This window comes from Streptomyces angustmyceticus (assembly GCF_040701845.1).
GTDB classification, from domain to species: domain Bacteria; phylum Actinomycetota; class Actinomycetes; order Streptomycetales; family Streptomycetaceae; genus Streptomyces; species Streptomyces angustmyceticus_A.
Map to the genome: position 1 here is coordinate 396427 of NZ_JBFBHQ010000001.1, position 24639 is coordinate 421065.

At 73.6% G+C, this 24639-nt stretch carries 21 protein-coding genes; 14 read left to right on the forward strand and 7 right to left on the reverse strand.

Annotated features, from left to right (window positions below; genetic code table 11):
* Positions 1-48: 48 nt before the first annotated feature.
* A complete protein-coding gene (locus AB0411_RS01685; RefSeq protein WP_366415167.1) occupies positions 49-1386 on the forward strand; it encodes a DUF2254 domain-containing protein in 1338 nt (445 codons plus the stop codon).
* Between the two features lie 58 nt (positions 1387-1444).
* Here the strand turns inward: AB0411_RS01685 and AB0411_RS01690 are convergent, their stop codons facing one another.
* Positions 1445-3034 carry an aldehyde dehydrogenase family protein gene (locus AB0411_RS01690; RefSeq protein ID WP_366415168.1) on the reverse strand — a complete coding sequence of 530 codons (1590 nt, stop codon included), beginning with the start codon at positions 3032-3034 and terminating at the stop codon, positions 1445-1447.
* 330 nt (positions 3035-3364) lie between these two features.
* The gene (locus AB0411_RS01695) at positions 3365-3742 is read right to left on the reverse strand and encodes a chorismate mutase (protein ID WP_366415169.1); all 378 of its coding nucleotides are present in this window, start codon (positions 3740-3742) and stop codon (positions 3365-3367) included.
* A 667-nt stretch (positions 3743-4409) separates the two neighbouring features.
* On the opposite strand from AB0411_RS01695, the gene AB0411_RS01700 reads away from it, so the two are divergent.
* Both AB0411_RS01700 and fdhD read left to right on the forward strand, forming a co-directional pair.
* On the forward strand, positions 4410-5714 hold the full coding sequence (locus AB0411_RS01700; RefSeq protein ID WP_366415170.1) for an FAD-dependent monooxygenase: 1305 nt from the start codon (positions 4410-4412) through the stop codon (positions 5712-5714).
* 234 nt (positions 5715-5948) lie between these two features.
* Positions 5949-6809, forward strand: a complete 861-nt coding sequence (gene fdhD, locus AB0411_RS01705; protein WP_366415171.1) for a formate dehydrogenase accessory sulfurtransferase FdhD — start codon at positions 5949-5951, stop codon at positions 6807-6809.
* A 67-nt stretch (positions 6810-6876) separates the two neighbouring features.
* Here fdhD and AB0411_RS01710 read toward each other — a convergent pair whose 3' ends face one another.
* Positions 6877-7320: a MarR family winged helix-turn-helix transcriptional regulator gene (locus tag AB0411_RS01710; protein ID WP_366415172.1), complete on the reverse strand. Its 444-nt coding sequence runs from the start codon at positions 7318-7320 to the stop codon at positions 6877-6879.
* Between the two features lie 138 nt (positions 7321-7458).
* On the opposite strand from AB0411_RS01710, the gene AB0411_RS01715 reads away from it, so the two are divergent.
* Complete coding sequence (locus tag AB0411_RS01715) at positions 7459-8400, forward strand: quinone oxidoreductase family protein (protein ID WP_366415173.1); 942 nt, start codon at positions 7459-7461, stop codon at positions 8398-8400.
* Between the two features lie 248 nt (positions 8401-8648).
* Complete coding sequence (locus AB0411_RS01720; RefSeq protein ID WP_366415174.1) at positions 8649-10670, forward strand: sialidase family protein; 2022 nt, start codon at positions 8649-8651, stop codon at positions 10668-10670.
* 48 nt (positions 10671-10718) lie between these two features.
* On the opposite strand, the gene AB0411_RS01725 is transcribed toward AB0411_RS01720, so the two are convergent.
* A complete protein-coding gene (locus AB0411_RS01725; protein WP_366415175.1) occupies positions 10719-11765 on the reverse strand; it encodes a bile acid:sodium symporter family protein in 1047 nt (348 codons plus the stop codon).
* A 187-nt stretch (positions 11766-11952) separates the two neighbouring features.
* Between AB0411_RS01725 and AB0411_RS01730 the strand changes: the two genes are divergently transcribed.
* The 5 genes from AB0411_RS01730 (at position 11953) to AB0411_RS01750 (ending at position 18020) form a co-directional block, all read left to right on the forward strand.
* Complete coding sequence (locus AB0411_RS01730; RefSeq protein ID WP_366415176.1) at positions 11953-12816, forward strand: LysR family transcriptional regulator; 864 nt, start codon at positions 11953-11955, stop codon at positions 12814-12816.
* Between the two features lie 288 nt (positions 12817-13104).
* Positions 13105-14931, forward strand: coding sequence for an AMP-dependent synthetase/ligase (locus tag AB0411_RS01735; RefSeq protein ID WP_366415177.1), 1827 nt, complete (start codon positions 13105-13107; stop codon positions 14929-14931).
* A 151-nt stretch (positions 14932-15082) separates the two neighbouring features.
* Positions 15083-16150, forward strand: coding sequence for a hypothetical protein (locus AB0411_RS01740; RefSeq protein WP_366415178.1), 1068 nt, complete (start codon positions 15083-15085; stop codon positions 16148-16150).
* Between the two features lie 41 nt (positions 16151-16191).
* Complete coding sequence (locus AB0411_RS01745; RefSeq protein WP_366415179.1) at positions 16192-17025, forward strand: aldo/keto reductase; 834 nt, start codon at positions 16192-16194, stop codon at positions 17023-17025.
* Between the two features lie 203 nt (positions 17026-17228).
* Positions 17229-18020: a VOC family protein gene (locus AB0411_RS01750; protein ID WP_366415180.1), complete on the forward strand. Its 792-nt coding sequence runs from the start codon at positions 17229-17231 to the stop codon at positions 18018-18020.
* A gap of 84 nt (positions 18021-18104) precedes the next feature.
* On the opposite strand, the gene AB0411_RS01755 is transcribed toward AB0411_RS01750, so the two are convergent.
* A complete protein-coding gene (locus tag AB0411_RS01755) occupies positions 18105-19013 on the reverse strand; it encodes a class I SAM-dependent methyltransferase (RefSeq protein WP_366415181.1) in 909 nt (302 codons plus the stop codon).
* 101 nt (positions 19014-19114) lie between these two features.
* On the opposite strand from AB0411_RS01755, the gene AB0411_RS01760 reads away from it, so the two are divergent.
* The 3 genes from AB0411_RS01760 to AB0411_RS01770 all read left to right on the forward strand — a co-directional run bounded on the left by AB0411_RS01760 (position 19115) and on the right by AB0411_RS01770 (position 22689).
* On the forward strand, positions 19115-20224 hold the full coding sequence (locus tag AB0411_RS01760) for a DUF1266 domain-containing protein (RefSeq protein WP_366415182.1): 1110 nt from the start codon (positions 19115-19117) through the stop codon (positions 20222-20224).
* Positions 20225-20278: 54 nt separating this feature from the next.
* Positions 20279-21658 carry a cryptochrome/photolyase family protein gene (locus AB0411_RS01765; RefSeq protein ID WP_366415183.1) on the forward strand — a complete coding sequence of 460 codons (1380 nt, stop codon included), beginning with the start codon at positions 20279-20281 and terminating at the stop codon, positions 21656-21658.
* An 86-nt stretch (positions 21659-21744) separates the two neighbouring features.
* Entirely contained in the window at positions 21745-22689 is a 945-nt protein-coding gene (locus AB0411_RS01770; RefSeq protein ID WP_403144787.1) for a YihY/virulence factor BrkB family protein, read from the forward strand.
* 26 nt (positions 22690-22715) lie between these two features.
* Here the strand turns inward: AB0411_RS01770 and AB0411_RS01775 are convergent, their stop codons facing one another.
* A complete protein-coding gene (locus AB0411_RS01775) occupies positions 22716-23027 on the reverse strand; it encodes a 4a-hydroxytetrahydrobiopterin dehydratase (RefSeq protein ID WP_366415185.1) in 312 nt (103 codons plus the stop codon).
* 187 nt (positions 23028-23214) lie between these two features.
* Between AB0411_RS01775 and AB0411_RS01780 the strand changes: the two genes are divergently transcribed.
* Positions 23215-24036, forward strand: coding sequence for a helix-turn-helix domain-containing protein (locus AB0411_RS01780; protein ID WP_366415186.1), 822 nt, complete (start codon positions 23215-23217; stop codon positions 24034-24036).
* A 121-nt stretch (positions 24037-24157) separates the two neighbouring features.
* Here the strand turns inward: AB0411_RS01780 and AB0411_RS01785 are convergent, their stop codons facing one another.
* Positions 24158-24571 (reverse strand): nuclear transport factor 2 family protein, encoded by a 414-nt coding sequence (locus tag AB0411_RS01785; RefSeq protein ID WP_366415187.1) that lies wholly within the window; start codon positions 24569-24571, stop codon positions 24158-24160.
* Between the last annotated feature and the right edge of the window lie 68 nt (positions 24572-24639).

The following is a 24639-nucleotide window of genomic DNA, read 5'->3' on the forward strand; positions in this document are numbered from 1 at the left end:
TCGGAGTGCCTTTCACCTGCATATCCGTCCGCCACATAACCTCGATTTATGGGCATTGAGGGACATGTCGCGCATATCAGTGGTCCCCGCAGGCCACGTGCGCTTTCGCCGCTGCGGGAGCATCTGCGGGACACCTTCTGGTTCGCGCCGACCGCGGGGCTGCTGTGCGCGGTGCTCCTGTGGTGGGCGGCGTCGGCGGTCGACCTCAAGATCATCGCGTTGCTCCAGCAGGCGCATGCGTACGAGGCGGTGCGGGAACTGGTCTCGATCGCCGAGGACACCAAGACGATCGTGACGACGGTCAGCTCGGCGATGATGACCTTCATCGGCGTGGTCTTCAGCATCTCGCTGGTGGCGGTGCAGATGGCGAGCGGTCAGCTCACCCCGCGCGTGGTGCGGATCTTCATCCGGAGCCGGATCAGCAAGATCACGCTCACCGTCTTCCTGGCGACCTTCCTCTTCTCCCTGCTGGTGCTCACCTCGTACGAGAGCGAGACCAACGCCCGGCAGGTCACCTCGGTGCCCGTGGTGCAGAGCCTGCTGACGATGGTGCTGGTGGGGCTCAGCCTGCTCCTCTTCATCGCCTATGTGTCGGCCACCTTGCGGTTGATGCAGGTGGGGCCGGTGGCCGACCGGATCACGCGGGAGGCGCTGCGGATGCTGGCGCGGCAGGGCACGGGCGGGGAGGGCTGGGAGGACGAGGTGGCCGGTCTCGCGGCGGAGACGGGGCGGACGGCGCACGAGGGGCGGGCCGGGGTCGTGCGGGATGTGCATGTGGCGCGGCTGGTGCGGGTGGCGCGGCGGCAGGGGGTGGTGCTGCGGCTGGTGCCGCGGATCGGGGACTTCGTGATGCCGGGGACACCGGTGCTGGCGGTGCACGGCGGAGCGCCGCCGCCGCGGCGGGCCCTGCGGTACACGGTGTCGGTCGGGGTGGAGCGCACCTTCCACCAGGATCTCGGGCTCGGGCTGCGGCAGCTGTCGGACATCGCGCTGCGGGCGCTGTCGCCGGCGGTGAACGATCCGACGACGGCCGTGCAGTGCCTGGACCGGATCGTGCAGATCCTGGCGGCGGTGGTGCGGCGCCCGCTCGGGTCGGTGCTCCACCGGGACCGCCGGGGCGTGGTGCGGCTGGTGCAGAACGTGCCCGGCTGGACGGATCTGGTGGACCTCGGGCTGACCGAGGTCCGGGTGGCCGCCGCGCACAGTCCGCAGGTGACCCGGCGGATCCTGGCGGGGATCGATGATCTGCTGCTGCTCGCGCCGGAGGGGCGGCGGGAGCCGCTGCTGCGGCACCGCACGCTCCTGGTGCAGTCGGTGGAGCGTGCGGTGCCGGCGGCCGCGGACCGGCGGTTCGCCTCGTCGCCCGACCGGCAGGGGATCGGGTAGGGCGGGTCCGGGTGGGGCTTGCGGCCCCTGCCCGCCCTGCCGCCGTGCGGCCGTGCGGCTACGGCATCAGGTGGTAGTCGGGGAAGTTGCCCGGCAGGCGTTCGGAGGCCGGGCCCTCGGTGACCGCGCGGACCAGGAGCTCGCCGCCGACGAACGCACCGCTCCAGGAGTTGCCGAAGCCGCCGAAGAGCTCGTCGCGGTCACCGCGGGAACGGGGCTTGCCGTGGCCGACCTTGAACGCACGGATCTGCGGGGCGAGGCGGTCGAAGGTCCCCTTGTCGTCGCAGGACAGGCTGGCGACCAGGGCGCCGTTGCTGGCGTTCATGGCGGCGAGGAGCTCGGCCTCGGTGTCGACGAGGACGAGGGTGTCCACGGGGCCGAAGGGCTCGGCGTGGTGGAGCGGGGAAGAGGAGGGCGGGGCCAGCAGGGTGGTGGGCGGGAAGTACGCCGAGGTGTCCTGGGAGGGCAGGAAGTGGCCGTCGGCGAGGCCGCCGCGGTGCAGGGGGACGGCACCGCGGGAGATCGCCTCGGTGGTGAGGTCGGCGAGCTCCTTGGCCTTGGCGGCGTTGATCAGCGGGCCGAAGTCGAGTTCGGGCAGCGGGTCGGCGGGGTCGGCGACGGCCAGCGGGTGGCCGAACCGGACGCTGCGCACGGCCGGGAGGTACGCGGCGAGGAAGTCGGCGAAGGCCTCGCGCTGGACGACGAAGCGGGGGTAGGCGGTGCAGCGCTGCTTGGCGTAGTCGAAGGTCTTGCGCACCAGCGGGGTCAGGGACTGCCAGTCGGTGTAGTTCCAGATGCCCCAGGTGTTGAGGCCCTCCTGCTCGAGGATGTGGCGTTTGCCGAGGTCGGCGACGGCGGTGGCGACGCGGGCGCCGGTGTCGCGGCCGCCGACGAAGGAGACACAGCCGATTTCCGGCGAACGGACGAGGGCGGGCGAGAGCTCTTTGCCGCTGCCGCTGACGAGGGTGGCCGGGACTCCTTCGCGGGCGGCCAGGGCGCAGGCCAGCGTGAGACAGGCCAGACCTCCGTCGGTGGGGGTCTTGGCGATCACCGCGTTGCCGGCCAGCGCCTGGACGAGCATCGCGTGGATCAGCACCGACATCGGGTAGTTCCAGCTGGCGATGTTGCTGACCGGGCCGGGCAGCGGTGCGCGGTCGGCGAGCATCCCGTCGATCTCGGAGACGTACCAGCGGACGCCGTCGATGGCGCGGTCGACGTCGGCCTGGGCGAGCTTCCAGGGCTTGCCGATCTCCCAGACGAGCAGCAGCGCGAGCAGTTCGCGGTGCTCGGTCAGCGCGTCGAGCGTCGCGGAGATCCGGGCCTTGCGGTCCGTCAACGGCACATGGCGCCAGGCCCGGTGCTGGTCGAGCCCGGCACGTACGGCGTGCAGCGCGGCGTCCGCGTCGAGGCGCGGCGGGCCGGCGATGGGGGTGTTGTCGACGGGGCTGGTGGCGGGCAGCGGGTCGCCGTCCGGATGCCAGGCGGCGGCCCAGAAGTTGAGGACCCGGTCGTCGCGGAAGGCTTCGGGGGCGGCGGCCAGGCTGCGCTGCCAGGCCTCCTGCCAGGACGTCCCGGGTTTGAGGGCGAGGGTCGGGGCGGGCGTGGTGTGCGCGTGGTGCTGCGGGTTCGAGGAGGTGGTGGGGGCCATCGGTGTCTCCGCTCTCGGTGCACGGCCGGAGGGGCAGGGTGGTGGCGCTCGGGCGGCTCCCGGAGGAACCGTGTTACTGGACGGTAGTGGGCAGGGCGGCACCGCGGGGACGGTCCGGCGTCAGGTATGGCGAGTGTCACGCGGCGCGGGCGGCGGGGCCACCCGGGTGAGGCGACCGCGTGGCTGCCGGGGGCGGCACGGGCCGCCTGCGCTCTCGGCGGACCGGCGCCAACAGGCCGTGGTGGCCGGAAAGTTCCCCGGTGCGCAACACAGCGAGGGCGGGCGGCGCCGCGATGGCACCGCCCGCCCTCGTCCGTCGCACGTACGGGCTCAGCCGGCCGCGGGTTCGGCCTGCTCCCCCGTCTCCTCCTGGGTCCGGTCGGCGATCGCCCGGTGGTGGCGGACGACCTCCCCGATGATGAAGTTGAGGAACTTCTCGGCGAAGGCCGGATCCAGCTTGGCGTCCTCGGCCAGCCGGCGCAGCCGCTCGATCTGCGCGGCCTCCCGGGCCGGGTCGGCGGGCGGCAGGCTGTGCCGGGCCTTGAGCTCGCCGACCTGCTGGGTGCACTTGAAGCGCTCGGCGAGCAGGTGCACCAGGGCGGCGTCGAGGTTGTCGATGCTGCCGCGCAGATAGCTCAGCCGTTCACGGGCCGCCTCGTCGGCGACGGCGGCCGCTTCGCCGGCCGCCGGTGCTGTCCCCTCGCTCATGTGCGTCTCGCCATTCGTGGTTCGGTTGCCTGGTGCGGTGTCGTGCGGGTGCTGCTTCCGCAATGATCGGGTGCACATTACCCGGACGGTGACCGGCGGCCGGGCCGGTCTCGCCGATCGGACCGGAGCGAGCCCTTCCGGGAAGGCCGGTGGGACCCTGCCGGGCCGGAGCGGCGGCGGACGCGGTTCCCCCCTGGCCTTGACGCCCCTCGGGGCCGGATGGCCCGGGGCTTCCCTCGTGGACCACGCCCGGTGGCAGGCTCCCCCACAGAACCCGCCACCGGGCCGCTCATCCTGGGACGCGGCGCGCGGCCCGTCCCCGGCTCAGGCACATACCCAGGTCGCGACCCGGCCATCCCTCATTTCGCTCCGGGGATCCGGGTGATGCGGGTGATGCGGGTGCCCCTGACTGCGGGTCCGCCGTCGTCGGGCCCGTGGGCGCCGGCCGGCACGCGACCGGGGCGGACCTGCCGCTTGGACGCCGCGGGCTTCCCGGCACCGTCCGCCCGCGCGGACAGTTCACTTGACCGGCGGTGGCACCGGGGCCGACCGCCATACGGGCGCACGGACGACGGGACGGTACGGGCTCCCCCTGGGAGGATGTGCCCGGTCGCACCTGGCAGCCGACCGACCATCGGCGCCGGACAACGCAGGGGGTATCCGCCGTATGAGCAGGGACCGTATCCGTATCGCAGGGGCCGATGTCGCCGTCGTGGGCGGCAGTATCGCGGGGTGCGCCACGGCGTTGGCCGCGCACCGGGGCGGCGCGGGCCGGGTCACCGTCTTCGAACGCACCACCGGGCACCTCGCGGACCGCGGGGTCGGCCTCGCGGTGCACAACGCCCGGTACGCCGAACTCGCGGCCGCCGGGTATCTGGACACCGGCATGCCGTGGGTGCAGCTGACCACCCGTCGCTGGTATGTACGCGACGGTGCCGCTCCGCTCGGCCGCGAGATCGGGACGCTGCCCTTTCCGTTCCGCTCGTACTGCTGGGGGCCGCTCTGGCGGGAGTTACGGCGGCGGCTGCCGCAGGAGACCGTCTTCCGGCCGGGGGTGCGGGTGGACGCGGTCGCCGAGACGGCGGACGGCGCCACCCTCCGCCTCGACGGCGCCGGCGGGGGCACCGCGGGCCACGGCGAGCGGCAGCGCCCCGCCCCTGCCAGCGGCCGTCGTACCGAGCGCTTCGACCTGGTCATCGGCGCCGACGGCTATCGCTCGGTGGTCCGGGAGGCCGCGTTTCCCGGCGTGCGGCCCGACTACGCGGGCTATCTCGCCTGGCGCGGCGCGATCCCGGCCGAGCGGCTGGCGGAGCTCCGCTTCCCCGGTCTGCCGGCCGGTCCCTGGGCCGAAGAGGACTGCATCTACGGCGTCTTCGACGGCGGCCATGTCATCATCTACCGCATCCCGGACGGCGCGGGGGGCCACCGCGCGAACTGGGTCCTGTACACCGCCCCGCCCACCGGTCTCGACCTGGGCCTCGACACCCCCACCAGCCTGCCGCCCGGCACCCTCACCGACGCCCTGCACGCCCATTTCACCTACGTCACGGACGAGCTGCTGCCGCCCTACTGGGGCGGTCTGATGCGGCTGACGCCACGTCACGAGCTGTTCATCCAGCCGATGTACGACTTCACCGCGGCGCGCTACACCGAAGGCCGGCTGCTGCTCGCGGGCGACGCGGCCACCGTCGCCCGCCCGCACACCGGCGCCGGCGCGGTCAAGGCACTGCAGGACGCCGCCGCCCTGGAGGCCGCGCTGCGCGCCACGCCGGAGCGGCCCGACGCGCTGGCCGGGTACGGCACCGAGCGCGGCGCGACCGGCCGGACGATGGTCGAGCTGGGGCGCCGGCTGGGCCGGTTCCTGGTCCAGGACACCCCCGACTGGCGGACGCTGGACCAGTCCGGACTGGCGGCCGCCTGGGCCGCGGCCGACGGTTCGGGCTCCTTCGGCGGCCGGGAGCTGAAGAGCTGACGCCGCGGAACACCGCGCACCATGCGCCGCGCACCGTCGGCCCGCGGAGCCGGCAGGTGCGCGGTGCGACGCCCGGCTGCCGCGCCGCTCCCCCGTGCAGGACAATGGAACGCCGGGGCCGCCGCGCCGCATGCCCCCGGTGACACAGCGGCGACCTGCGCACCACGGGCTTCGGCTCGCCACACGGACAGCACCGGGACCGAGCCGGCCCGGTGAGGACAGGACTGATCAGACATGGGACGGGTCACCGAGCGACGCCGCGTCATCCGCATCCGCGACGGTGCCGTGAGCACCCGCCCGGACACCCTCGTCGCCGAGGAGCCGCTGGAGATACGGCTCGGCGGCAAGCCGCTGGCGATCACCATGCGCACGCCGGGCGACGACTTCGCCCTCGCCGCCGGCTTCCTGGTCAGCGAGGGCGTCCTGGCGAGCGCCGACGAGCTGGCGAACATCGTCTACTGCGCGGGGGCGACCGCGGACGGCGTGAACACCTACAACGTCGTGGACGTCCGGCTCGCGGACGGGGTCCCGGTCCCGGACATCACCCTGGAGCGCAACGTCTATACGACGTCGTCGTGCGGGCTGTGCGGCAAGGCGAGCCTGGACGCGGTGCGCACCACCACCCGCTGGCCCCTGGACGCCGCCCCCGCCGCCCCGTTCCGTATCGAGCCGGCGACGCTCGCCGCCCTGCCCGACCGGCTGCGGGCCGCGCAGCGGGTGTTCGAGCGGACCGGGGGGCTGCATGCCGCGGCGCTGTTCACGACGGACGGAGAGCTGCTCGACATCCGGGAGGACGTGGGGCGGCACAACGCCGTGGACAAGATCGTCGGGAGGGCGCTGCAGCAGGGGCGGCTGCCGCTGTCGTCGAGCGTGCTGATGGTCTCCGGCCGGGCGTCGTTCGAGCTGGCGCAGAAGGCCGTGATGGCGGGCGTGCCCGTGCTGGCCGCGGTCTCGGCGCCCTCCTCGCTCGCCGTCGACCTGGCCGCGGAGACCGGGCTGACGCTGGTCGGGTTCCTGCGCGGTTCCTCGATGAACGTGTACGCGGGCGAGCACCGCCTCGCCCTGCCGGCCGAGGCCGCCACCCCCACGGACTGAGGCCGCGTACGGGCGCACCGGTCGATCCTGCCGCCCCCTTCGCCGGCCAGCCGTCCCGGCCCGTGGTTCACTCCTCCGGCAGCGCGATCCGGGTCAGCAGCGCGACCAACTGCTCGCGCTCGGCCGGGGTGAGGTCCGCGGTGAGCTCCGCGTTGGCCTCGTCGCCGAGCTGCTGGGTGCGGCGCAGCCGCCGGCGGCCGTCGGCGGAGATCTCGACGGCGTTCTTGCGCCGGTCGTGGGGGTCGGGGGTGCGGGTCACCAGCCCGTCCCGCTGCAGGTCGTTGACGATCGCGACCATGTCCTTGGGGTCGATGCGCAGCGTCCGGCCGAGCTCCGCCTGGGAGACCGGGCCGAGTTCGCCGACGGCCGACAGCACGGCGTGGTGCATCATCCGCATGCCCTCGGCGGCGAGGGCGTCGGCGACCAGCCGGTGACCGCGGGCGGCGGCGCGGCCCAGCAGCCAGCTGGGGAGCGCGCGGATCCGGCTGGGGGCGTACGGGGTGTCGGCCATAAGACCACCGTACCCAGGAATCCGTTGGAGGGCCCCACGAAAAACCATTGGCTTCCCCAATGAATCTGGTTATTGTTGGGGAACCCAACGAAACCCGGTCGGCGCGTGCCGACCGACGCATCCCGGAGGTGCCCGCCCATGCGCCGAGTCCGATTCCACGCCTACGGCGGCCCCGAGGTCCTGCGCGTCGAGGAGGCCGAGGCGCCGGCGCCCGGCCCCGGCGACCTGCTGGTGCGCACGGAGGCGATCGGCGTCACGCTGCCGTGCGTACGACGGGTGCGCGGGGACGGCAAGGGCGGCGGCGACCCCCTGCCCGCCACGCCCGGCGGCGAGATCGCCGGCACGGTCGTCGCGCTCGGCCCGGGCGTCACCGGCTTCGCCCCCGGCGACCGCGTCACCTCGCTCACCCTCACCGGCTCCTACACCGAACTCGCCCTGGCGCCGGCCTTCCTGGCGAGCCGGATACCGGACGACGCCGGTGCCGTGGAGGCGGTGGCGCTGGTGCGCAGCGGCCAGGTCGCGCTCGCCGCGCTCAGCACCGCGGCACCGCGGGGCGCCGAGTCCGTACTGATCACCGGCGCGGCGAGCGGCACCGGGCACCTCGCCGTCCAACTCGCCAAGCTCCAGGGGGTGCCGCGGGTGGTGGCCGCGGTCGGCTCGGCCGCCAAGGCGGAGTTCCTGTACGGGCTGGGGGCCGACGACGTGGTGGTCTACGACCAGGAGTCCTGGGGCGAGCCGGTCGATGTCGTCCTGGACGGCGTCGGCGGCGACCTGCTGCCCCGCGCGCTGGCCGCACTGGCTCCCGGCGGCCGGCTGATCTTCTTCAACTCCGGTGGCGGGACGGTGCCTGCGCACGAGCTGCTGGCGGGCGCCAAGACCATCACGGGCCTGACGATGCGCCGCTTCTCCACCGTGCACCGCGAGCGGTACGAGCAGCACCGGGCGCAGCTGTGGGAGCTGGCCCGTACCGGCCGGCTGCGGGCCGCGGTGCACGCCGAACTCCCCCTGGACGAGGCCGCGAAGGCGCACGAGATCATCGAGGCCAGGGCCAACCTCGGCAAGGTGGTGCTGCGGCCGTGAGGCACGGCGGCCGTCGGCGGCCTCAGCGGAGCACCCGCCCCACCGGGCGCTCCCGGCACTCGCACCGCACCGGGCGCTCCCGGCGCAGCACCCGCGGGGCCGGGAGAGTGAATTACGGCCGCGGCGCGGAGAACCGGCGCACGCTCCTTGTCGCGGTCCGCACGCGGCAGTAGCTTCCGTCGCGATGCACATAGGACGTGGGATGTCCTGATGACCCGACGCCGATGCCTCGAAGGGCAGGCCGGACCATGACGTCAGTTCTCCGCGCACACCCCAGCCGCCGCAGCAGACCCCGGCGCCCGCGCGCCGCGGCCCTGCTCGCCGCACTGGCCGCCACCGCCCTCGCCCTCCTGCCGACCACCCCCGCACAGGCCGCGCCTGACGGAGCGTCGGGCGGCGTCCCAGCCACCGCAGCACCGTCCCCCGCGGGCGGCTTCGAGCAGCAGATCCTCTTCAAGGCCTCCCAGGAACAGGGCTACTTCTGCTTCCGTATACCGGCCGTCGTGCGGTCCGTGCGCGGCACCCTCCTCGCGTTCGCCGAGGGCCGGCGGCACGACTGCGGCGACGCGGGCGACATCGACCTCGTCCTCAAGCGCTCCACCGACGGCGGCCGGACCTGGGGCCCGCTCCAGGTCATCAACCACGGCGAGGGCGACACCCACGGCAACCCGGCGCCGATCGTGGACCGCCGCACCGGCCGGATCGTGCTCGCCGAGACCTACAACAAGGGCCGCACCGACGGCCTCAGCTGTGATGTCCCCTGCGACCGCACCCCGCACCTCCAATACAGCGACGACGACGGCGCGACCTGGTCCGCGCCCCGGGACCTCACCGCCGCCATCCGCCCCCCGCAGTGGAACTCCTGGTACGCCACCGGGCCCGTGCACGGCATCCAGCTCACCCGCGGACGGCATGCGGGCCGGCTGGTCTTCGGCATCAACTCCGAGAGCTTCGCGGGGGGCCGGGTCACCGCCAACCACGCCGCCCTGGTCCACAGCGACGACGGCGGCGCCACCTGGAAGGTCGGCGCGCTGGACACCTGGCCCGTCGCGGCCGGCTCCGCCCTTGACGGTCCGTCGAGGAACGGGAGCGGAACGCAGGGGAGCGGGACGTTCCGTCAGAAGCCCTCGGAGATGACGCTCCTGGAGCGCTCCGACGGCACGCTCTACATCAACGGGCGGGAACAGGACGGCACCGACCTCGGCCACCGCACCGCGGCGGTCAGCCGCGACGGCGGCGCCTCCTTCGCCGCGCCGTTCCGCGCCCTCCCCGACCTCTACTCCCCGATGGTGCAGGGCTCGGCGCTGCGGCTGGCGCACCCGCGTGACGGCCGCAGCCGCACCCTGTTCGCGGCGCCCGCCGACCCCGACCGGCGCCGGACCATGACCATCCGCTCCTCCTGGGACGAGGGCCGCACCTGGGAGGGCGTCGACCGCGGCGCCCGGGTCACCACCGACTGGTCCGGCTACTCCGACCTGGTCGCCGTCTCCGACGACGTCACCGGCCTGATGTACGAGGGCGGCGCGGTCGACGCCCGGGACGAGATCCGCTTCGCGCGCTTCACCGAGGACTGGCTCGGCCCGCGCCGCGGCCCGGACCCCACCACCCACGACGCCGCCCCCGGCGCCCGGCCGGCCCTCGTCCTGGGCGGCGCCCGGACCACGGCCGGCCGCTTCGGGCAGGCACTGTCCTTCGACGGCACGGACGACGCGGTACGCCTTCCCTTCCGCGGCTCCCTCCCCCTGGGCACCCACGACTTCACCTGCGGCCTGTGGTTCCGCTACGACGCCGCCACGGGCGAACAGCCGCTGCTGTGGATGGGCGGGGTGGGCGCCAGGGCCCCGCAGGTCGCGGTGGAGGGCGACCCCGGCCACCACCGGATCACCGCCCGCCTCACCGCCGTCGACGGCGCCGCCCCGGCCGCCACCGCGCAGGCCGTGACCCACGACGCGTACGACGACGGCGGCTGGCACCACCTCGCGCTGCGCCGCACGGGCGGCCGGCTGCTGCTCACCGTGGACGGCGGCGAGACCAGCGTCGTCCCCGATGTCCCGGGGTCGGTGAGCCAGGGCTCGGTCTTCGGCGTGCACCTGGGCCAGCGGCCCGACAGCCGCGCCCAGTTCACCGGCGCGCTGGACGAGGTGCGCGTCTACCGGCGGGCCCTGACCGACGCCGAACTGTCCGGTGTGCGCAGCGACAACGCCCCGGTGCGCGGCCCGCTGGTCCTGGGGCTGCCGCTGGACCGGGTGCGCGGGGCCGCGAAGAGCTGAGCCGGCGCGCCGCCCGGCCTGCCCGGACGCCACCGCGCCGGGCGGGCCTCAGCCCCGCGCCCCGCCCACCGCGGCCGCGCGCCCCGCACCGGCCGCGGTCGCCGCCGGTTCGGCCGCCGGGCGGGCGGTGCCGGCACAGCGCTTCGCCAGCACCGCACACACCATCAACTGCATCTGGTGGAAGAGCATCAGCGGCAGCACCGCCAGTCCGGCCTGCGCGCCGAACAGCACGCTGGCCATCGGCAGTCCGGCCGCCAGGCTCTTCTTGGAACCGGCGAAGGTGATCGCGATCCGGTCCTCGCGGGGGAAGCCGAGCCGCTTCGCGCCGTACGAAGTGGTGGTCAGCATCACCGCGAGCAGCACGGCCTCCACCCCCAGCAGACAGAACAGCCGCGGGGCCGAGACCTGGTGCCAGATGCCCTCGACCATGCCGGCGCTGAAGGCGGTGTAGACGACGAGCAGTATCGAGCCGCGGTCCACCGTGCCGAGGGCCTTCTTGTGGCGGAGGAGAAAGCCGCCGGTCCACCGCCGCAGCAGTTGCCCGGCCGCGAACGGCACCAGCAGCTGGCAGACGATCGACAGCAGCGCGTCGGCCGAGAAGCCACCGCCGCTCCCGTCCAGGACGAGGCCCGCCAGCAGCGGTGTGACGACGATGCCGACGAGGCTGGAGAACGACCCCGCGCAGATCGCCGCCGCGACATTGCCGCGGGCCAGGGAGGTGAAGGCGATCGAGGACTGGATCGTCGAGGGCACCAGGCACAGGAACAGCAGCCCGGTGTAGAGGGCGGGCGGCAGGACGGCGGGGACCAGGGCGCGCGCGGCCAGTCCGAGCACCGGGAAGAGCACGAAGGTGCAGGCCAGGACGGTGAGATGGAGCCGCCAGTGGCGCAGCCCGGCCATCGCCTCGCGGGTGGAGAGCCGGGCGCCGTACAAGAAGAAGAGCAGTGCGACGGCGCCGGTGGAGGTGCCCTCGGCGACGGTGGCGGCCGGGCCGCGGGCGGGCAGCACGGCGGCCAGGGCGACCGTGCCCACCAGCGCCAGGACGTAGCCGTCCACAGGCAGCCAGGAGGGGAGCTTCGGCAGAGGGCGGCGCATGGTCTCTCTTCGGTCGTTCGACGGCTCACGTACAGGTGGCACGGCCACGGGCCCTCCAGGGTGCCGCGAGCACCGGAAATCGGGAAACCCTCTTACCGTGGTCACTGTTATTCCGTTTCGCGATGCCCCGGACCTCGGGGAGTACGGGGAGGGCGGCAGCGGACGGCAGAGCCGGAGCGGAGGGCCCGTGTTCGACCCCGCGCAGTTGCGCACCTTTCTCGCCGTGGCGCAGACCCTGAGCTTCACCCAGGCCGCGCACCGGCTCGGGCTGCGGCAGTCGACCGTGAGCCAGCACGTACGGAAGCTGGAGGACGCCGCCGGGCGCCGGCTGTTCGCCCGTGACACCCATGCCGTGGAGCTGACCGAGGACGGCGAGGCGATGCTCGGCTTCGCCCGCACGATCCTGGAGGCGAACGAGCGGGCCGCGAGCTTCTTCGCGGGCACCCGGCTGCGCGGCAGGCTCCGCTTCGGCGCTTCGGAGGACTTCGTGCTGACCCGGATGCCGGAGGTCCTGGAGGAGTTCCGCCGGGACCACCCCGAGGTCGACCTGGAGCTGACGGTCGAGCTGTCGGGGACGCTGCACGAGCTGCTGGCGGCCGGGCGGCTCGACCTCGTCCTCGCCAAACGGCACCCGGACGAGGCGCGCGGACGGTTGGTGTGGCGCGACCGGCTGGTGTGGGTGGGCGCCGAGCGGCTGCGCCTCGATCCCCTGCGCCCGGTCCCGCTCGTCGTCTACCCGCCGCCCGCGCTGACCCGCGCCCGGGCGCTGGAGGTGCTGGAGCGGGCGGGCCGGGAGTGGCGGATCGCCTGCACCAGCGGAAGCCTCAACGGACTGATCGCCGCAACTCGGGCAGGTCTGGGCGTCATGGCACATACGAGGGGCATGATCCCGCCAGGCCTGGTCCGGATTCCGCCACGTGCGGGCCTGCCGGAACTCGGCGGAGTGGAGTTCGTTCTGCTCTACGGGCGGCGCGAAAGCGCCGCCCGGGGCCCGGCGGAGGCGCTGGCCGACGCGATCCTGGCGGGCGGCGACCGACTGCAGCTCCCCTAGGGGCGCACCCTTGATCCACCGGAAAAGCCGCTGGCCGCGGGCTCCGCGCCGAGCCGGCCGGTGCGTTCAGCGCCAGGTGCAGAGATTTGGTGCAGATATGGTCCCGGCGTCGTGATCGTCCGGCGTTGAACCGGCTGGATCATGTCCAAGCTTCTCCGAAGTAACCCGATTTCGGCGCGTGGCCAGATCCCGTGCGGCCCGATTCACGACGTGGTACGGCTCTGCCGGATGCCGTCACGGTGGGGTACGGTCGCGGCCTTGTGAGCAACACCACGAGGAGCTGGGTCATTGCGCGAGTTCACCGTCCCACCTTTGGCGACCGCGCCCCGGGTCGGCGGGCTGGCGGATGTCGTCTACGAGTACGCCGAAGCCGATCCCGAGCGCGTCGCCTTCGCCCGTAAGGACGACGCGGGCAACTGGCAGAACGTCACCGCCGGGCAGTTCCGGGACGAGGTCATCGCCCTGGCCAAGGGCCTCCTCGCGCAGGGCGTCCGGTTCGGCGACCGCGTGGGCATCATGTCCCGTACGCGCTACGAGTGGACGCTGTTCGACTTCGCCCTGTGGTCGATCGGCGTCCAGTCCGTACCGCTGTATCCGACGTCGTCGGCGGAGCAGGTCTTCTGGATGCTGCACAACGCGGGCGTCTCGGCGTGCCTGGTCGAGCACGAGGACCATGCGATGACCATCGGCTCGGTCATCGACCGGCTTCCGCACCTGCGCAAGCTGTGGCAGCTGGACGCCGACCCGGTGGCCGAACTGACCGCGGCGGGCGCGCACATCGACGACGACGTGGTGCACCGCCACCGGATGGCCGTCACCCCGGACGCCACCGCGACGATCATCTACACCTCCGGCACCACCGGCCGCCCCAAGGGCTGCGTGATCACGCACGCCAACTTCATGGCCGAGGCCGACAACATCGTGCTGCGCCACGAGACGGTCTTCACCTCCAAGGGCGACGAGGAAGCCGCCACCCTGCTGTTCCTGCCGCTGGCGCACGTCTTCGGGCGGATGGTCCAGGTCGCCGCGGTCCGCGGCCGGGTCAAACTGGGCCACCAGCCCGAGCTGGCGGCCCGGGCGCTCCTGCCCGACCTGCAGACCTTCCAGCCGACGTTCATCCTCGCGGTGCCGTACATCTTCGAGAAGGTCTTCGCCGCGGCCCGGCGCAAGGCGGAGGCGGACGGCAAGGCCGGACCGTTCGACAAGGCCGTCGAGATCGCGGTCCGCTACGCCGAGGCACAGGAGCACAAGGCCTTCGGCACCGGGTCCGGGCCGAGCGCCGCGCTGCGGATGCAGCATCAGTTCTTCGACAAGATGGTCTACAGCAAGGTCCGGGCGGCGATGGGCGGCCGGGTGCGGCACGCGATGTCGGGCGGCTCGGCGATGGAGCGCCGGCTCGGGCTGTTCTTCGACGGCGCCGGCGTACGGATCTTCGAGGGCTACGGCCTGACGGAGAGCACCGCGGCCGCCACCGCCAACCCGCCCGAGCGGACCCGCTTCGGCACCGTCGGCACCCCCGTGCCCGGTACCACCGTGCACATCGCGGAGGACGGCGAGATCTGGCTGTACGGCGGACAGATCTTCCACGGCTACCACAACGACCCCAAGGCGACCGACGCCGTGCTGCACGACGGCTGGTTCTCCACGGGGGACCTGGGCGCGCTGGACGAGGACGGCTATCTGACGATCACCGGCCGGAAGAAGGAGATCCTGGTCACCTCCGGCGGCAAGACCGTCTCGCCGGTGGGGCTGGAGGAGCGGGTGCGGGCGCATCCGCTGGTGGCCCAGTGCATCGTCGTCGGCAACGACCGGCCGTTCATCGCGGCGCTGGTGACCCTGGACCCGGAGGCGGTCGCGCACTGGCTGGCCATGCGGGAGAAGCCGGAGATGCCGCCGACCGACCTGGTGCGCGACCCGGACCTGGAGACCGAGATCCGGCGCGCGGTGGTCGCCGCCAACACGCTGGTCTCGCAGGCCGAGTCGATCCGTACCTTCCGGATACTGGCCAACCAGTTCAGCGAGGAGCACGGGCTGCTGACCCCCTCGCTGAAGCTCAAGCGCAAGGCGATCGAGACGGCGTACGAGGTCGAGGTGGACGCGCTGTACCGGACGTGACGGGCAGTGGGGGCGGCCGCCGGTGCGGCGCCCCACCGCACCCGCGTCCCCACCGCACCCGCGTCCCCGCCGGCCCCGCTCCCCCGTCCGGCGGACCCGGATCGTCCCCGGGGCGGATGGTCGCCGCCCCACCTCCGGCGAGGCTGCTGCCATGAAGAGCAGCCGCCTCACCCACCTCGGCCGGATCGCGGTCGCCGCCTGCGTTCCCTACCTCGCCCTCAAGCTGCTGTGGGTGCTGGGCCTCGACGTCGGCGTCCTCGACACCTCCCGCTTCAGCCGCACCACATGGGTCGCGGGCAATGCCGTCACCTTCCTCCTCGACGCCGTGGCCGCCGTCGTGGCCCACACCCTCACCCGCCCGGCCGGCCGCCGCGCCCCGGCCTGGCTGCTGGCCCTCCCCCTGTGGGCGGCCTCCGGGCTGCTGCTCCCGCTGCTGACGGGGCTCATCGGCGGCAGCCTGACCGGCCTGGTCACCGGTGCCCGCAACCCGTTGGCCGCCGGCGACTTCCTTCAGCCGTGGGTCTTCGGCGTCGTCTACGGCGGCTTCCTCGTCGAGACCGTCACCCTGCTCGGCGCCTTCGCGGTGTACGCGCACCAGCGCTGGGGCACCCTGCTGCGCCGCCCGCTGCACGCGCTGCCCCGCACCGGCACCCGGGCGGTGCAGCGGCTCTTCCTGCTGCCCGCGGCCGCGGTGCTCGCGGCACTGGGCACCGTCCGCATCCTGTGGGGCGCGGGCGCCGACCTCGGCGCGCCGGCGGCCGGTGAGCAGGCCCGCACGGTCCTGTCCGCCGCCTCGGACTGGGCCCAGGGAGGGTATGCGGTCGCGGGCGCCACCGGGCTGGTGCTGCTGGTCCTGCCCGGTCTGCTGCCCCGGCTCCGGGTCCGGGTGCCGCTGGCCCTGGCCTGGGCCGGGAGCGCCACGGTCGTCGCGTGCGGCGGCTGCACCTGGCTGGTACAAGCGGTGGCCGGTGGTCTCTTCGGCGCCGGTGCGGTCCCCGGCGGCCTGCCCGGGCTGGTGGGCGCGCTGGAGCTGTGCACGGGTCTCGTGGTGCTCTGCGCCGGTGCGTTCACCCTCTGCGAACTGACCGCCGCGGCAGGCCCCGCACCGGCCGCGGAGCAGGCCCTACAGGCTCCGCCGGCCCTGGTCGCACAGGAAGACTCCGTTTCGTCCGCATCGCTTCGCGCTGTGCGGGAATGCGCGCCCACGGATGATCGTTGACATCCCTGAACGAGAAAGCCGACGTAAGGATCGATTCCCCCGTGAGCAAGGTTCCCTCCATCACGCTCAACAACGGCGTTGCGATGCCGCAGCTCGGCTTCGGCGTCTGGCAGGTCGAGGACGCCGAGGCGTTCACCACCGTCGGCCAGGCCCTGGACGCCGGGTACCGCAGCATCGACACCGCGGCGATCTACGGCAACGAAGAGGGCACGGGCAAGGCGCTGGCCGCATCCGGCATCCCCCGTGACGAGCTGTTCGTCACGACCAAGCTCTGGAACGCCGAGCAGGGCCACGACGCCACCCTGCGTGCCTTCGACACCTCCCTGGCCAAGCTCGGCCTGGAGTACGTGGACCTCTACCTGATCCACTGGCCGCTGCCGTCGAAGGACCTCTACGTCGAGACGTACAAGGCCTTCGAGAAGATCCACGCGGAGGGCCGCGCCAAGGCCATCGGTGTCTCGAACTTCCTGCCCGAGCACCTGGAGCGGCTGATGGGCGAGACATCCGTCGTCCCGGCCGTCAACCAGATCGAGCTGCACCCGCAGCTCTCGCAGGCCGAGTCCCGCGCCTTCCACGCCCGGCACAACATCGTCACCGAGGCCTGGTCGCCGCTCGGCCAGGGCAAGGGCCTCCTGGAGAACCCGGCCATCGCCGAGCTCGCCGCCAAGCACGGCAGGACGCCCGCCCAGGTGGTGCTGCGCTGGCACCTCCAGCTCGGCAACGTCGTCATCCCGAAGTCCGTCACCCCCTCGCGCATCGCCGAGAACATCGACGTCTTCGGCTTCGAGCTGGACGACGAGGACCTCGCCACCCTCGCCCGTCTGGACACCGGCAACCGCCTCGGCCCGGACCCGGCCACCTTCGACGTGGCCTGACCGACGCGCTCGCACGGCGCCGTCCGGCTCGTCCGGGCGGCGCCGTCGTCGTACCCGAGTGGCGGGCCCGGCGGACGGCAGGAAGTGTGGAGGGTGAGCGTGGGGCGGTCACGGCGGTCCGCCGACCGGGGCCGGTACCCCTGCGCTCCGCCCTTGCTCTCCCGTGCCCAGGCGTGGGAGGTGCCCCCATCGAGGAGGCCACGATGCCCGAAGTCACCTCTCCCTACCAGGCCGGGACGCCCTGCTGGGTCGATCTCGCGGCTCCCGACCAGCAGGCCGCCATCGACTTCTATTCCGAGGTCTTCGGGTGGGCCGGAGAGGTCGGGCCCGCGGAGACCGGGGGCTATGCCGTCTGCACCCTGAACGGCAAACCGGTGGCCGGCATCATGGCCGCGGTCCCGATGGGCGGCCAGCCCGCGCCGCCGACCGTGTGGACGAGCTACCTGGCGGCCGCGGACGCGGGCGCCACCTCCCAGGCGGTGAGCCAGGCCGGCGGCACGCTCCTGATGCCGGTCACGGATGTGATGTCGCTGGGCCGCATGTGCATCGCGGCCGACCCCACCGGAGCGGTGTTCGGCATCTGGCAGCCCATGGACTTCCCCGGTGCCGGCATCGTCAACGAGTCCGGCGCGCTGATCTGGAACGAGCTCAACACCACCGAACCGTCCGCCGCCGCCGCGTTCTACAAGGCGGCCTTCGGCATCGAGAGCGCCCCCATGGAAGGCGCCGAGCACTACTACGGCCTGACGGTGAACGACCGGCCGGTGGGCGGCATGCAGCCGATGTCCGAGCAGATGCCGGCCGACACCCCCTCGCACTGGCTGGTGTACTTCGCGGTGGCGGACACCGACGCCACCGTCGACAAGATCACCTCGGCCGGCGGCGCGGCGCTGCAGCAGCCCTTCGACATGGTCGCCGGGCGGATGGCGGTGGTGACCGACCCGCAGGGCGCGACCTTCGCCGTGATCAACCCGAAGCCGATGAACCAGGGCTGATCGGGGGTCGGCACCCTGATGTGACGTCATGGGCGCCGCCGCCCGGGGCGCACCCGCGGGGACGGCGGCGCTCCCGGCCGTCGACTACTGCGCGCGTGCCGTGTGGACGGTCTGCGCGGACAGCAGGAAGGCGTCGGGACGGCGGACGATGCCGGACGCGTCATCGGGATCGGCAAGGCGGGCGAGGGTGGTGCGGTCGTCTTCGTCCAGGCGGTCGCCGTACAGGTCCAGACCCTGGGTCAGGAGGTCCTGGAGGCACTCGCGCGCGGCGGCGGACAGCGGGCCCGGCAGGTCCAGCAGGAAGCTGCGGCTGCACGGGGTGCGCAGTCCGGCGTCGGCGAGGAAGGCGGGCCAGTCCTCGATGTCGTCGACGGTGCCGGGCAGCGCCGCGCGCATCTCGCAGAACCAGTCCTCGCAGGCCGCGTCGAGCCGGGCCTGCAGCCCCGGGCGCCCGATGCCGATGTCGCGCGGCAGGAAGCGGAGGGCGAGACCGCCCTCGCAGACGGCGAGCAGTCCGCCGGGCCGCAGATGGGCACCGAGGGCGGCGACCACGGCCCGCTGGTCACCGACGTGGTGCAGGGTCCTGGCGGCCCAGATGAGGTCGGCGCCGCCGAGGGCGTCGAGCCCGTCGGGGAGTTCGGCGAGATGGGTGCGGACCCGGTCGCCGAGGCCGAGGCGCCCGGCCCGGGCGTGCGCCCGCTCCAAAAGGGCCGCGCTCGCATCCACCGCGACCACTTCGGCGGCCGGGAAGGCCCGGGCCAGCAGGCAGGTGATGACGCCCGGTCCGCTGCCGATGTCGAGCACCCGGTCCACGTCCCGGCCGGCGTCCGCGGCCGGCCCGACGAGGAGTTCCCGCAGCCAGGCCGCGGCCTGCTCGTGGAGCGGCAGGTGCAGTTCGGCGCCGCGTTCGAGGAGCGGGCCGGCCACCTCCCAGTCGATCTGCCCCCCGTCGTGGGGGCCGTGCCCGGGTGCGGGCCGTTCGTCGTTGCTCATGACATCGAGCCTCCGTTACCGGTCGTGCCCGTGCAATCCGCGTTGCCGCTCCGGCAACCCCGGATTCCGGCGGGGAGCGGCGTAACCGTAGGGTCTGGCCCGTGGCTACTCCGGGATGGATGCCGCCGACGGACACCGAGCGGCGGCTGTGCGAAGCGACGGCGCGTGGGGACTGGGACGGTCAGCTCGCGGCGATCGCCGGTGAGGACCTCTACCTGGCGGCACCGCAGCAGGGGCAGGACCCGCTGCCCGTCTACGACGACCCGGCCGCGGGTGGTAAGTGCATTCCCGTCCTGACCCGCGGCATGCTGCCGCCGTGGCAGCCGCAGCAGTTCTTCGACCGGGTTTCGCTCGACGAGCTGGCGCAGGACTGGCCGAACGACAAATGGCGGCTCGCGGTCAATCCCGGGACGCCGTGCGCCGCGTACCTGGCCGCCTCCCCGGCCCACCGCGCCGGCTGGCTGCAGCGGCGCGGCCAGATCGGGCCCCGGCCCGGCGGGCTGCTCGTCACCCACTTCGGGGGCCCGCTGCACGGCCCCGTGGCCCAGGGGCTGGCGTGCGGCGCGCCGATCGCGGTGCATCACAGCGTGCCGTGGAACGAACTCGGTACGGCCTTCCTCGACCACGCCGCCGACGCGCAGACGCTGCGCGAGCAGTGGTCGGTGACCGACCCCGCCACCTGGCAGCAGCGCCTGGACCAGCTGCTCGGCGGGCAGTTCGTACCGGCGGAGACGGAGGCGGCGCTACGTGCCAGGGCCCGCGACCGGACCGCTCCGGGCACCGGGGGCGCCGAGGACGCCGTCGGCGGCGAGAAGGCCGCAGGCACCCCCGACGCCGCGCCGGCGCCCCCCGTCCCCGAGCTCGTGACCAGGTACGAGGAACGGTTCCGCGCGGACGGACTGCTGCCGGCGGACGGCCGGGTCGTCTCCCTCGTCGCGCTGGACCACGCCCATGCCGTCGGTCTCGTCCGCTGGGGCCTGGGCGCCCGGCTGTGCGCACCGCAGCAGGCCGAGCAGGCCGTGGCGCAGGCCCATGCCAGGGCCCGCGAGGTGTACGGCTCGTGGGAGGAGTTCGCCGCCGGCTATGTGCTGGGCCGGATGCTGGCGTTCGACAACGGCTGGTTCGGCCCGCAGTACGCCGAGGCCGTGCACCTGCACCGGGTCCTCGCCCAGGACCCGTCCTCGCCGTGGCGCGCGCTGCCCTTCGCCTGACGGGCCGCTGCCCGGCGAGGCTCGCGGGGCGCGGGTTCGGTGTAGACGTAGGGCATGGATGTAGCGATCTGCCTGTTCAGCTCCGACCTCCGGCTGCACGACCAGCCGGTGCTGCATGCCGCGCTGCGCTCCGCGACGCAGGTGGTACCGCTGTTCGTGGTCGACAGCGGGGTCGCTGACGCCGGGTTCATGGTGCCGAACCGGGCGGCGTTCCTGGCCGACGCGCTGGCGGATCTCGACGCCGGGCTGCGCGCTCGCGGCGGTCGGCTGGTCATCCGTACGGGGGATGTCGTCGCCGAGACCTGCCGGGTGGCGGCACAGACCGGGGCCGGGGAGGTGCATCTCGCGGCCGGGGTGAGCGGATATGCGCTGCGCCGGGAGCGGCGGCTGGGCGCGGAGCTGGCGGCGGCGGGACGTGCGCTGGTGGTGCACGACGCGGTCGTCACGGCGCTGCCGCCCGCCGCGGTGCTGCCCTCGGGCCCCGGCAAGGACCACTTCGCGGTCTTCACGCCCTACTTCCGGCGCTGGCAGGCCGCGGGGCTGCGGTCGGTGCTGCCCGCGCCGCGGACCGTACCGGTCCCGGACGGGGTGCGGTCGAGGGGCGTGCCGTCGGCGGCGGAGCTGTGCCCGGGCGGGAAGCCGTCGCCCGCGCTGCCGGAGGGCGGCGAAGGCGCCGGGCGCCGCCGGTTCGGGGCCTGGCAGCGCGCGGGCATGGCCGACTACCAGGACCGGCAGGACGATCTGCCCGGCGATGCCACCTCGCGGCTCTCGCCGTACCTGCACTTCGGGTGCCTGTCGCCGGTGGAGCTGGTGCACAAGGCGTCGGCCCGCCGGGACGCCGGCGCAGGGGCGTTCGTACGGCAGCTGGCCTGGCGGGACTTCCACCACCAGGTGCTGGCGGCCCGGCCCGACGCGGCGCAGGCCGACTACCGCACCAAGGGCGACCGCTGGCGGTACGACGACGCCGAGGTGACGGCGTGGAAGGAGGGCCGCACCGGCTACCCCGTGGTCGACGCGGGGATGCGGCAGCTGCTGCACGAGGGGTGGCTGCACAACCGGGCCCGGATGCTGGTGGCGAGCTTTCTGACCAAGACGCTGTACGTGGACTGGCGGGTCGGCGCCCGGCACTTCCTGGACTGGCTGGTGGACGGCGACCTGGCGAACAACCAGCTCAACTGGCAGTGGGTCGCCGGGACCGGCACCGACACCCGGCCCAACCGGGTGCTCAACCCGCTCGTCCAGGCCCGGCGGTTCGACCCGCAGGGCGAGTACGTACGGCGCTGGGTGCCGGAGCTGGCCGGTCTCGCCGGCGCCGCGGTGCACCAGCCCTGGAAGCTGACCGGGCCGGAGCGCGCGGCCTACGACTATCCCGATCCCGTGCTCGACCTGGCGGACGGACTGGCACGGTTCCGGCGGGCACGTGGGCTGGAGTAGCCCGGCCACGGACGGCCGCCGTGTCGTGGACGGCCGCCGTGCCGGGAGATGATGCAGGACGGACCGACGGAGAGGACGGACACGACATGGGCGGGAGCGGTATGCGCCGTGGGCTGGACCGGACGCAGCTGGACCGCGCACTGGGGGCGGTGGGGCCGCGGCAGCCGGCCACGCTGCCGACGTGGGCCCAGTGCCGTACCGCACTGCGCCGTACGCCGCTGTCGGTGTGGCACGACGATGTGACGGACTGGGCCGCGAGCCTGACGTACTACTCGGTGCTGGCGCTGCTGCCGTCGCTGATCGTCACGGTGTCGCTGATCGGACTGGCCGATCCCCCGGCCACCGAACAGCTCATCAACCAGCTCAGCTCGATCGCCCCGGCCCAGTCGGGCCCGACCGTGCACCGTGCGCTGATCGGCATGGCGCACCAGCGCACCGCCGCATGGGTGGTGCTGGGCGGCGCCCTGGTCAGCGCCCTGTGGTCGTCCTGCAGCTATCTGGCCGTCTTCCGCCGCGCCCTGCACGCCATGAACCGGACCAAGGACGACCGCCCGCCGTGGCGCAAGGCTCCGCGGATCCTCATGACGGCGCTGCTGCTGATGGCGCTGCTGATCAGCAGCGCGGTGGCGCTGCTGGTGAGCGGGCCGATCGCCACCGCCCTGGGCCGGGCCATCGGGCTCGGCGAGGCGGGCGAGGCGACCTGGAACCTGCTGAAGTGGCCCCTGCTGGTCGTCCTGGCCACGGTCTTGGCCATGGTCCTCTTCCGTTCCGGACCGCCCAGCTCCCGCGGCGTGCGCAGAGCGGCACCCGGCGGCATCGTCGCGGTCCTCCTCTGGCTGATCTCGTCCGCCGCCTTCGCCCTCTACGCCTCGTACGTCGGCACCTTCAACCGGCTCTACGGGTCGCTCGCGGGGCCGGTGGTGTTCTTGATCTGGCTGTGGTTCTCCCACCTGTCCCTGCTGTCCGGCGCCCAGTTCAACGTGGAGCTGGCACGGGCCGGGCGGGTGGTGCGGCCGCGGTCGGGGAGCTGAAGGCCGGGGGGCGGCAGGCCGGTGGCTCAGCGGGCCCCGTGCACCGGCGCGATCTCCTCGATCCGGTGGGCCAGACCGAAGTCGAGATGGGTGATCCGGCCGCCGATGCTGTGCGTGTTGACCGAGACGGCGAGCCGGTTGTATCCCAGCGTCAGATCGGCGTGATGCCCCAACTCCTCCTGGATCTGCGCGATATGGATGACCATCGCGGCAGCCGGGAAATGCCCGTGAAAGGCATAGCCGCGGCACAGCATCCCGCCCTCGACGGACCAGCCGGGCAGCTCCGCGAGGCGGTCCTCGATCTCCTTGAAGGTGAGCGGTTCCAACGGAGCGTTCATGGCGCTCGCCTCTCGCCGTGCCGGCCGCGATGAGCCGGTTCCCGATACGCATGCCGACCGCGCCACCGTCCCTGCCGCGACGGCCGCGCTCCTTCCAGCCTGGCATGCCGACGGCCGTTTCGCGCACCCACGGCACGCCCCTCCCGTACGGCACACCCGCACCGGCCCCTCGGCTACCGTCCCTCCCATGACAACTGCTGCGGTGTCCTCACCGGAGACGACCACGGGAGCAGGCGTGGGCGCCCTCCTGCGCGAGTGGCGCGACCGGCGCCGGATCAGCCAACTGGAACTGGCGCTGCGTGCCGACTCCTCCGCCCGCCACATCAGCTTCATCGAGACCGGCCGCTCCCGCCCCAGCCAGGAGATGGTGCTCCGCCTCGCCGAACACCTCGACGTCCCCGTACGGGAACGCAACGCCCTGCTGATCGCGGCCGGCTACGCCCCGACCTTCCCGGAGACCCCTCTCGACGACCCGTCGATGGCCGCCCTGCGCTCCGGCATGGAACGCCTCCTGACCGGCTACGAGCCCTTCCCCGCCCTGGTGGTCGACGGGACCTACCACGTCCAGGCGGCGAACCGCGGCATCACCCTGCTGCTGGAAGGCGTCGCCCCCGACCTCCTCCGGCCCCCGCTCAACGCCATGCGCCTCACCCTGCACCCGGACGGCCTGGCCCCCCGCATCCGCAACTACCGGGAGTGGCGCGGCCATCTCCTCGCCCAGATGGAACGCCAGTTGGCCCTGCTGCGCTCCGCCCCCCTGCGCGCGCTCTACGACGAGGTGAGCGCCTACCCCTTCCCCCCGGGCGGCAACGAAACGGCGGCCTCCGGCGAACACGCCCCCTTCGCCCTGCCGATGATGATCGAGCACCACGGCACCGTGCTCTCCTTCATCTCGACCATCGCCACCTTCAACACCCCGATGGACGTCACCGTCTCCGAACTGGCCGTGGAGACCCTCCTGCCGGCCGATCCGGAGACGGCGGCGTACCTGCGGGGGCTGGATCTGTAGCAGCCGGGCGGCCGGGGGTGGCGGCGGTGCGCCGGTCCCCAGGGCCGGGGGCCGCGGCTCGGCTGCCGGTCCCGGCCGGCCGAGGCGTCCGCAGGCCGGCCCCCTCGTGCGGCTGCTCGGCTCAGACCGCGGGCACCCGGTCCAGGAACCCGCACACGGACCGGATCCGCCCGTCCTCCCCCAGCCGCACCACATCGAATCCGGCCACCGGCGCCGAGCCATCCGCCGCACTGACCAGCTCCCACCCGAACCGCGCGAGGTCGTGGTGCCCGTCCACACTCCCCGACTGCCGGAACACGAACCCGGGGAACTGCGCATGCGCCCCCGCGATGGCCGCCGCCAGCCCCGCGTGCCCCGCGACGTCGACCAGCGGATCGGTGTACGTCGCGCCCTCGCCGAAGGCCGCCGCAACCGCCTTGTCCAACGCCGCCTCCCCCGTCGCGTTCCACGCCTCGAAGTACCGCGCCACGGCCACCTCGTACCGCGCTCCCGCATCCGCTGCCTGCGACCCGACCTGCTGCTCGTGCTCCGTCATGGCGTACTCCCACTCCTGATGAGGTCCGAACGGCACTGCTGCCGCTCGCACCGGTTCACGGACCGGAG

Coding starts and splice junctions, on each gene's coding strand:
- AB0411_RS01685 (WP_366415167.1), top strand. CDS start 49: ATGGGCATTGAGGGACATGTCGCGCATATCAGTGGTCCCCGCAGGCCA.
- AB0411_RS01690 (WP_366415168.1), bottom strand. CDS start 3,034: ATGGCCCCCACCACCTCCTCGAACCCGCAGCACCACGCGCACACCACG.
- AB0411_RS01695 (WP_366415169.1), bottom strand. CDS start 3,742: ATGAGCGAGGGGACAGCACCGGCGGCCGGCGAAGCGGCCGCCGTCGCC.
- AB0411_RS01700 (WP_366415170.1), top strand. CDS start 4,410: ATGAGCAGGGACCGTATCCGTATCGCAGGGGCCGATGTCGCCGTCGTG.
- fdhD (WP_366415171.1), top strand. CDS start 5,949: ATGGGACGGGTCACCGAGCGACGCCGCGTCATCCGCATCCGCGACGGT.
- AB0411_RS01710 (WP_366415172.1), bottom strand. CDS start 7,320: ATGGCCGACACCCCGTACGCCCCCAGCCGGATCCGCGCGCTCCCCAGC.
- AB0411_RS01715 (WP_366415173.1), top strand. CDS start 7,459: ATGCGCCGAGTCCGATTCCACGCCTACGGCGGCCCCGAGGTCCTGCGC.
- AB0411_RS01720 (WP_366415174.1), top strand. CDS start 8,649: ATGACGTCAGTTCTCCGCGCACACCCCAGCCGCCGCAGCAGACCCCGG.
- AB0411_RS01725 (WP_366415175.1), bottom strand. CDS start 11,765: ATGCGCCGCCCTCTGCCGAAGCTCCCCTCCTGGCTGCCTGTGGACGGC.
- AB0411_RS01740 (WP_366415178.1), top strand. CDS start 15,083: ATGAAGAGCAGCCGCCTCACCCACCTCGGCCGGATCGCGGTCGCCGCC.
- AB0411_RS01750 (WP_366415180.1), top strand. CDS start 17,229: ATGCCCGAAGTCACCTCTCCCTACCAGGCCGGGACGCCCTGCTGGGTC.
- AB0411_RS01755 (WP_366415181.1), bottom strand. CDS start 19,013: ATGAGCAACGACGAACGGCCCGCACCCGGGCACGGCCCCCACGACGGG.
- AB0411_RS01765 (WP_366415183.1), top strand. CDS start 20,279: ATGGATGTAGCGATCTGCCTGTTCAGCTCCGACCTCCGGCTGCACGAC.
- AB0411_RS01770 (WP_403144787.1), top strand. CDS start 21,745: ATGGGCGGGAGCGGTATGCGCCGTGGGCTGGACCGGACGCAGCTGGAC.
- AB0411_RS01775 (WP_366415185.1), bottom strand. CDS start 23,027: ATGAACGCTCCGTTGGAACCGCTCACCTTCAAGGAGATCGAGGACCGC.
- AB0411_RS01780 (WP_366415186.1), top strand. CDS start 23,215: ATGACAACTGCTGCGGTGTCCTCACCGGAGACGACCACGGGAGCAGGC.
- AB0411_RS01785 (WP_366415187.1), bottom strand. CDS start 24,571: ATGACGGAGCACGAGCAGCAGGTCGGGTCGCAGGCAGCGGATGCGGGA.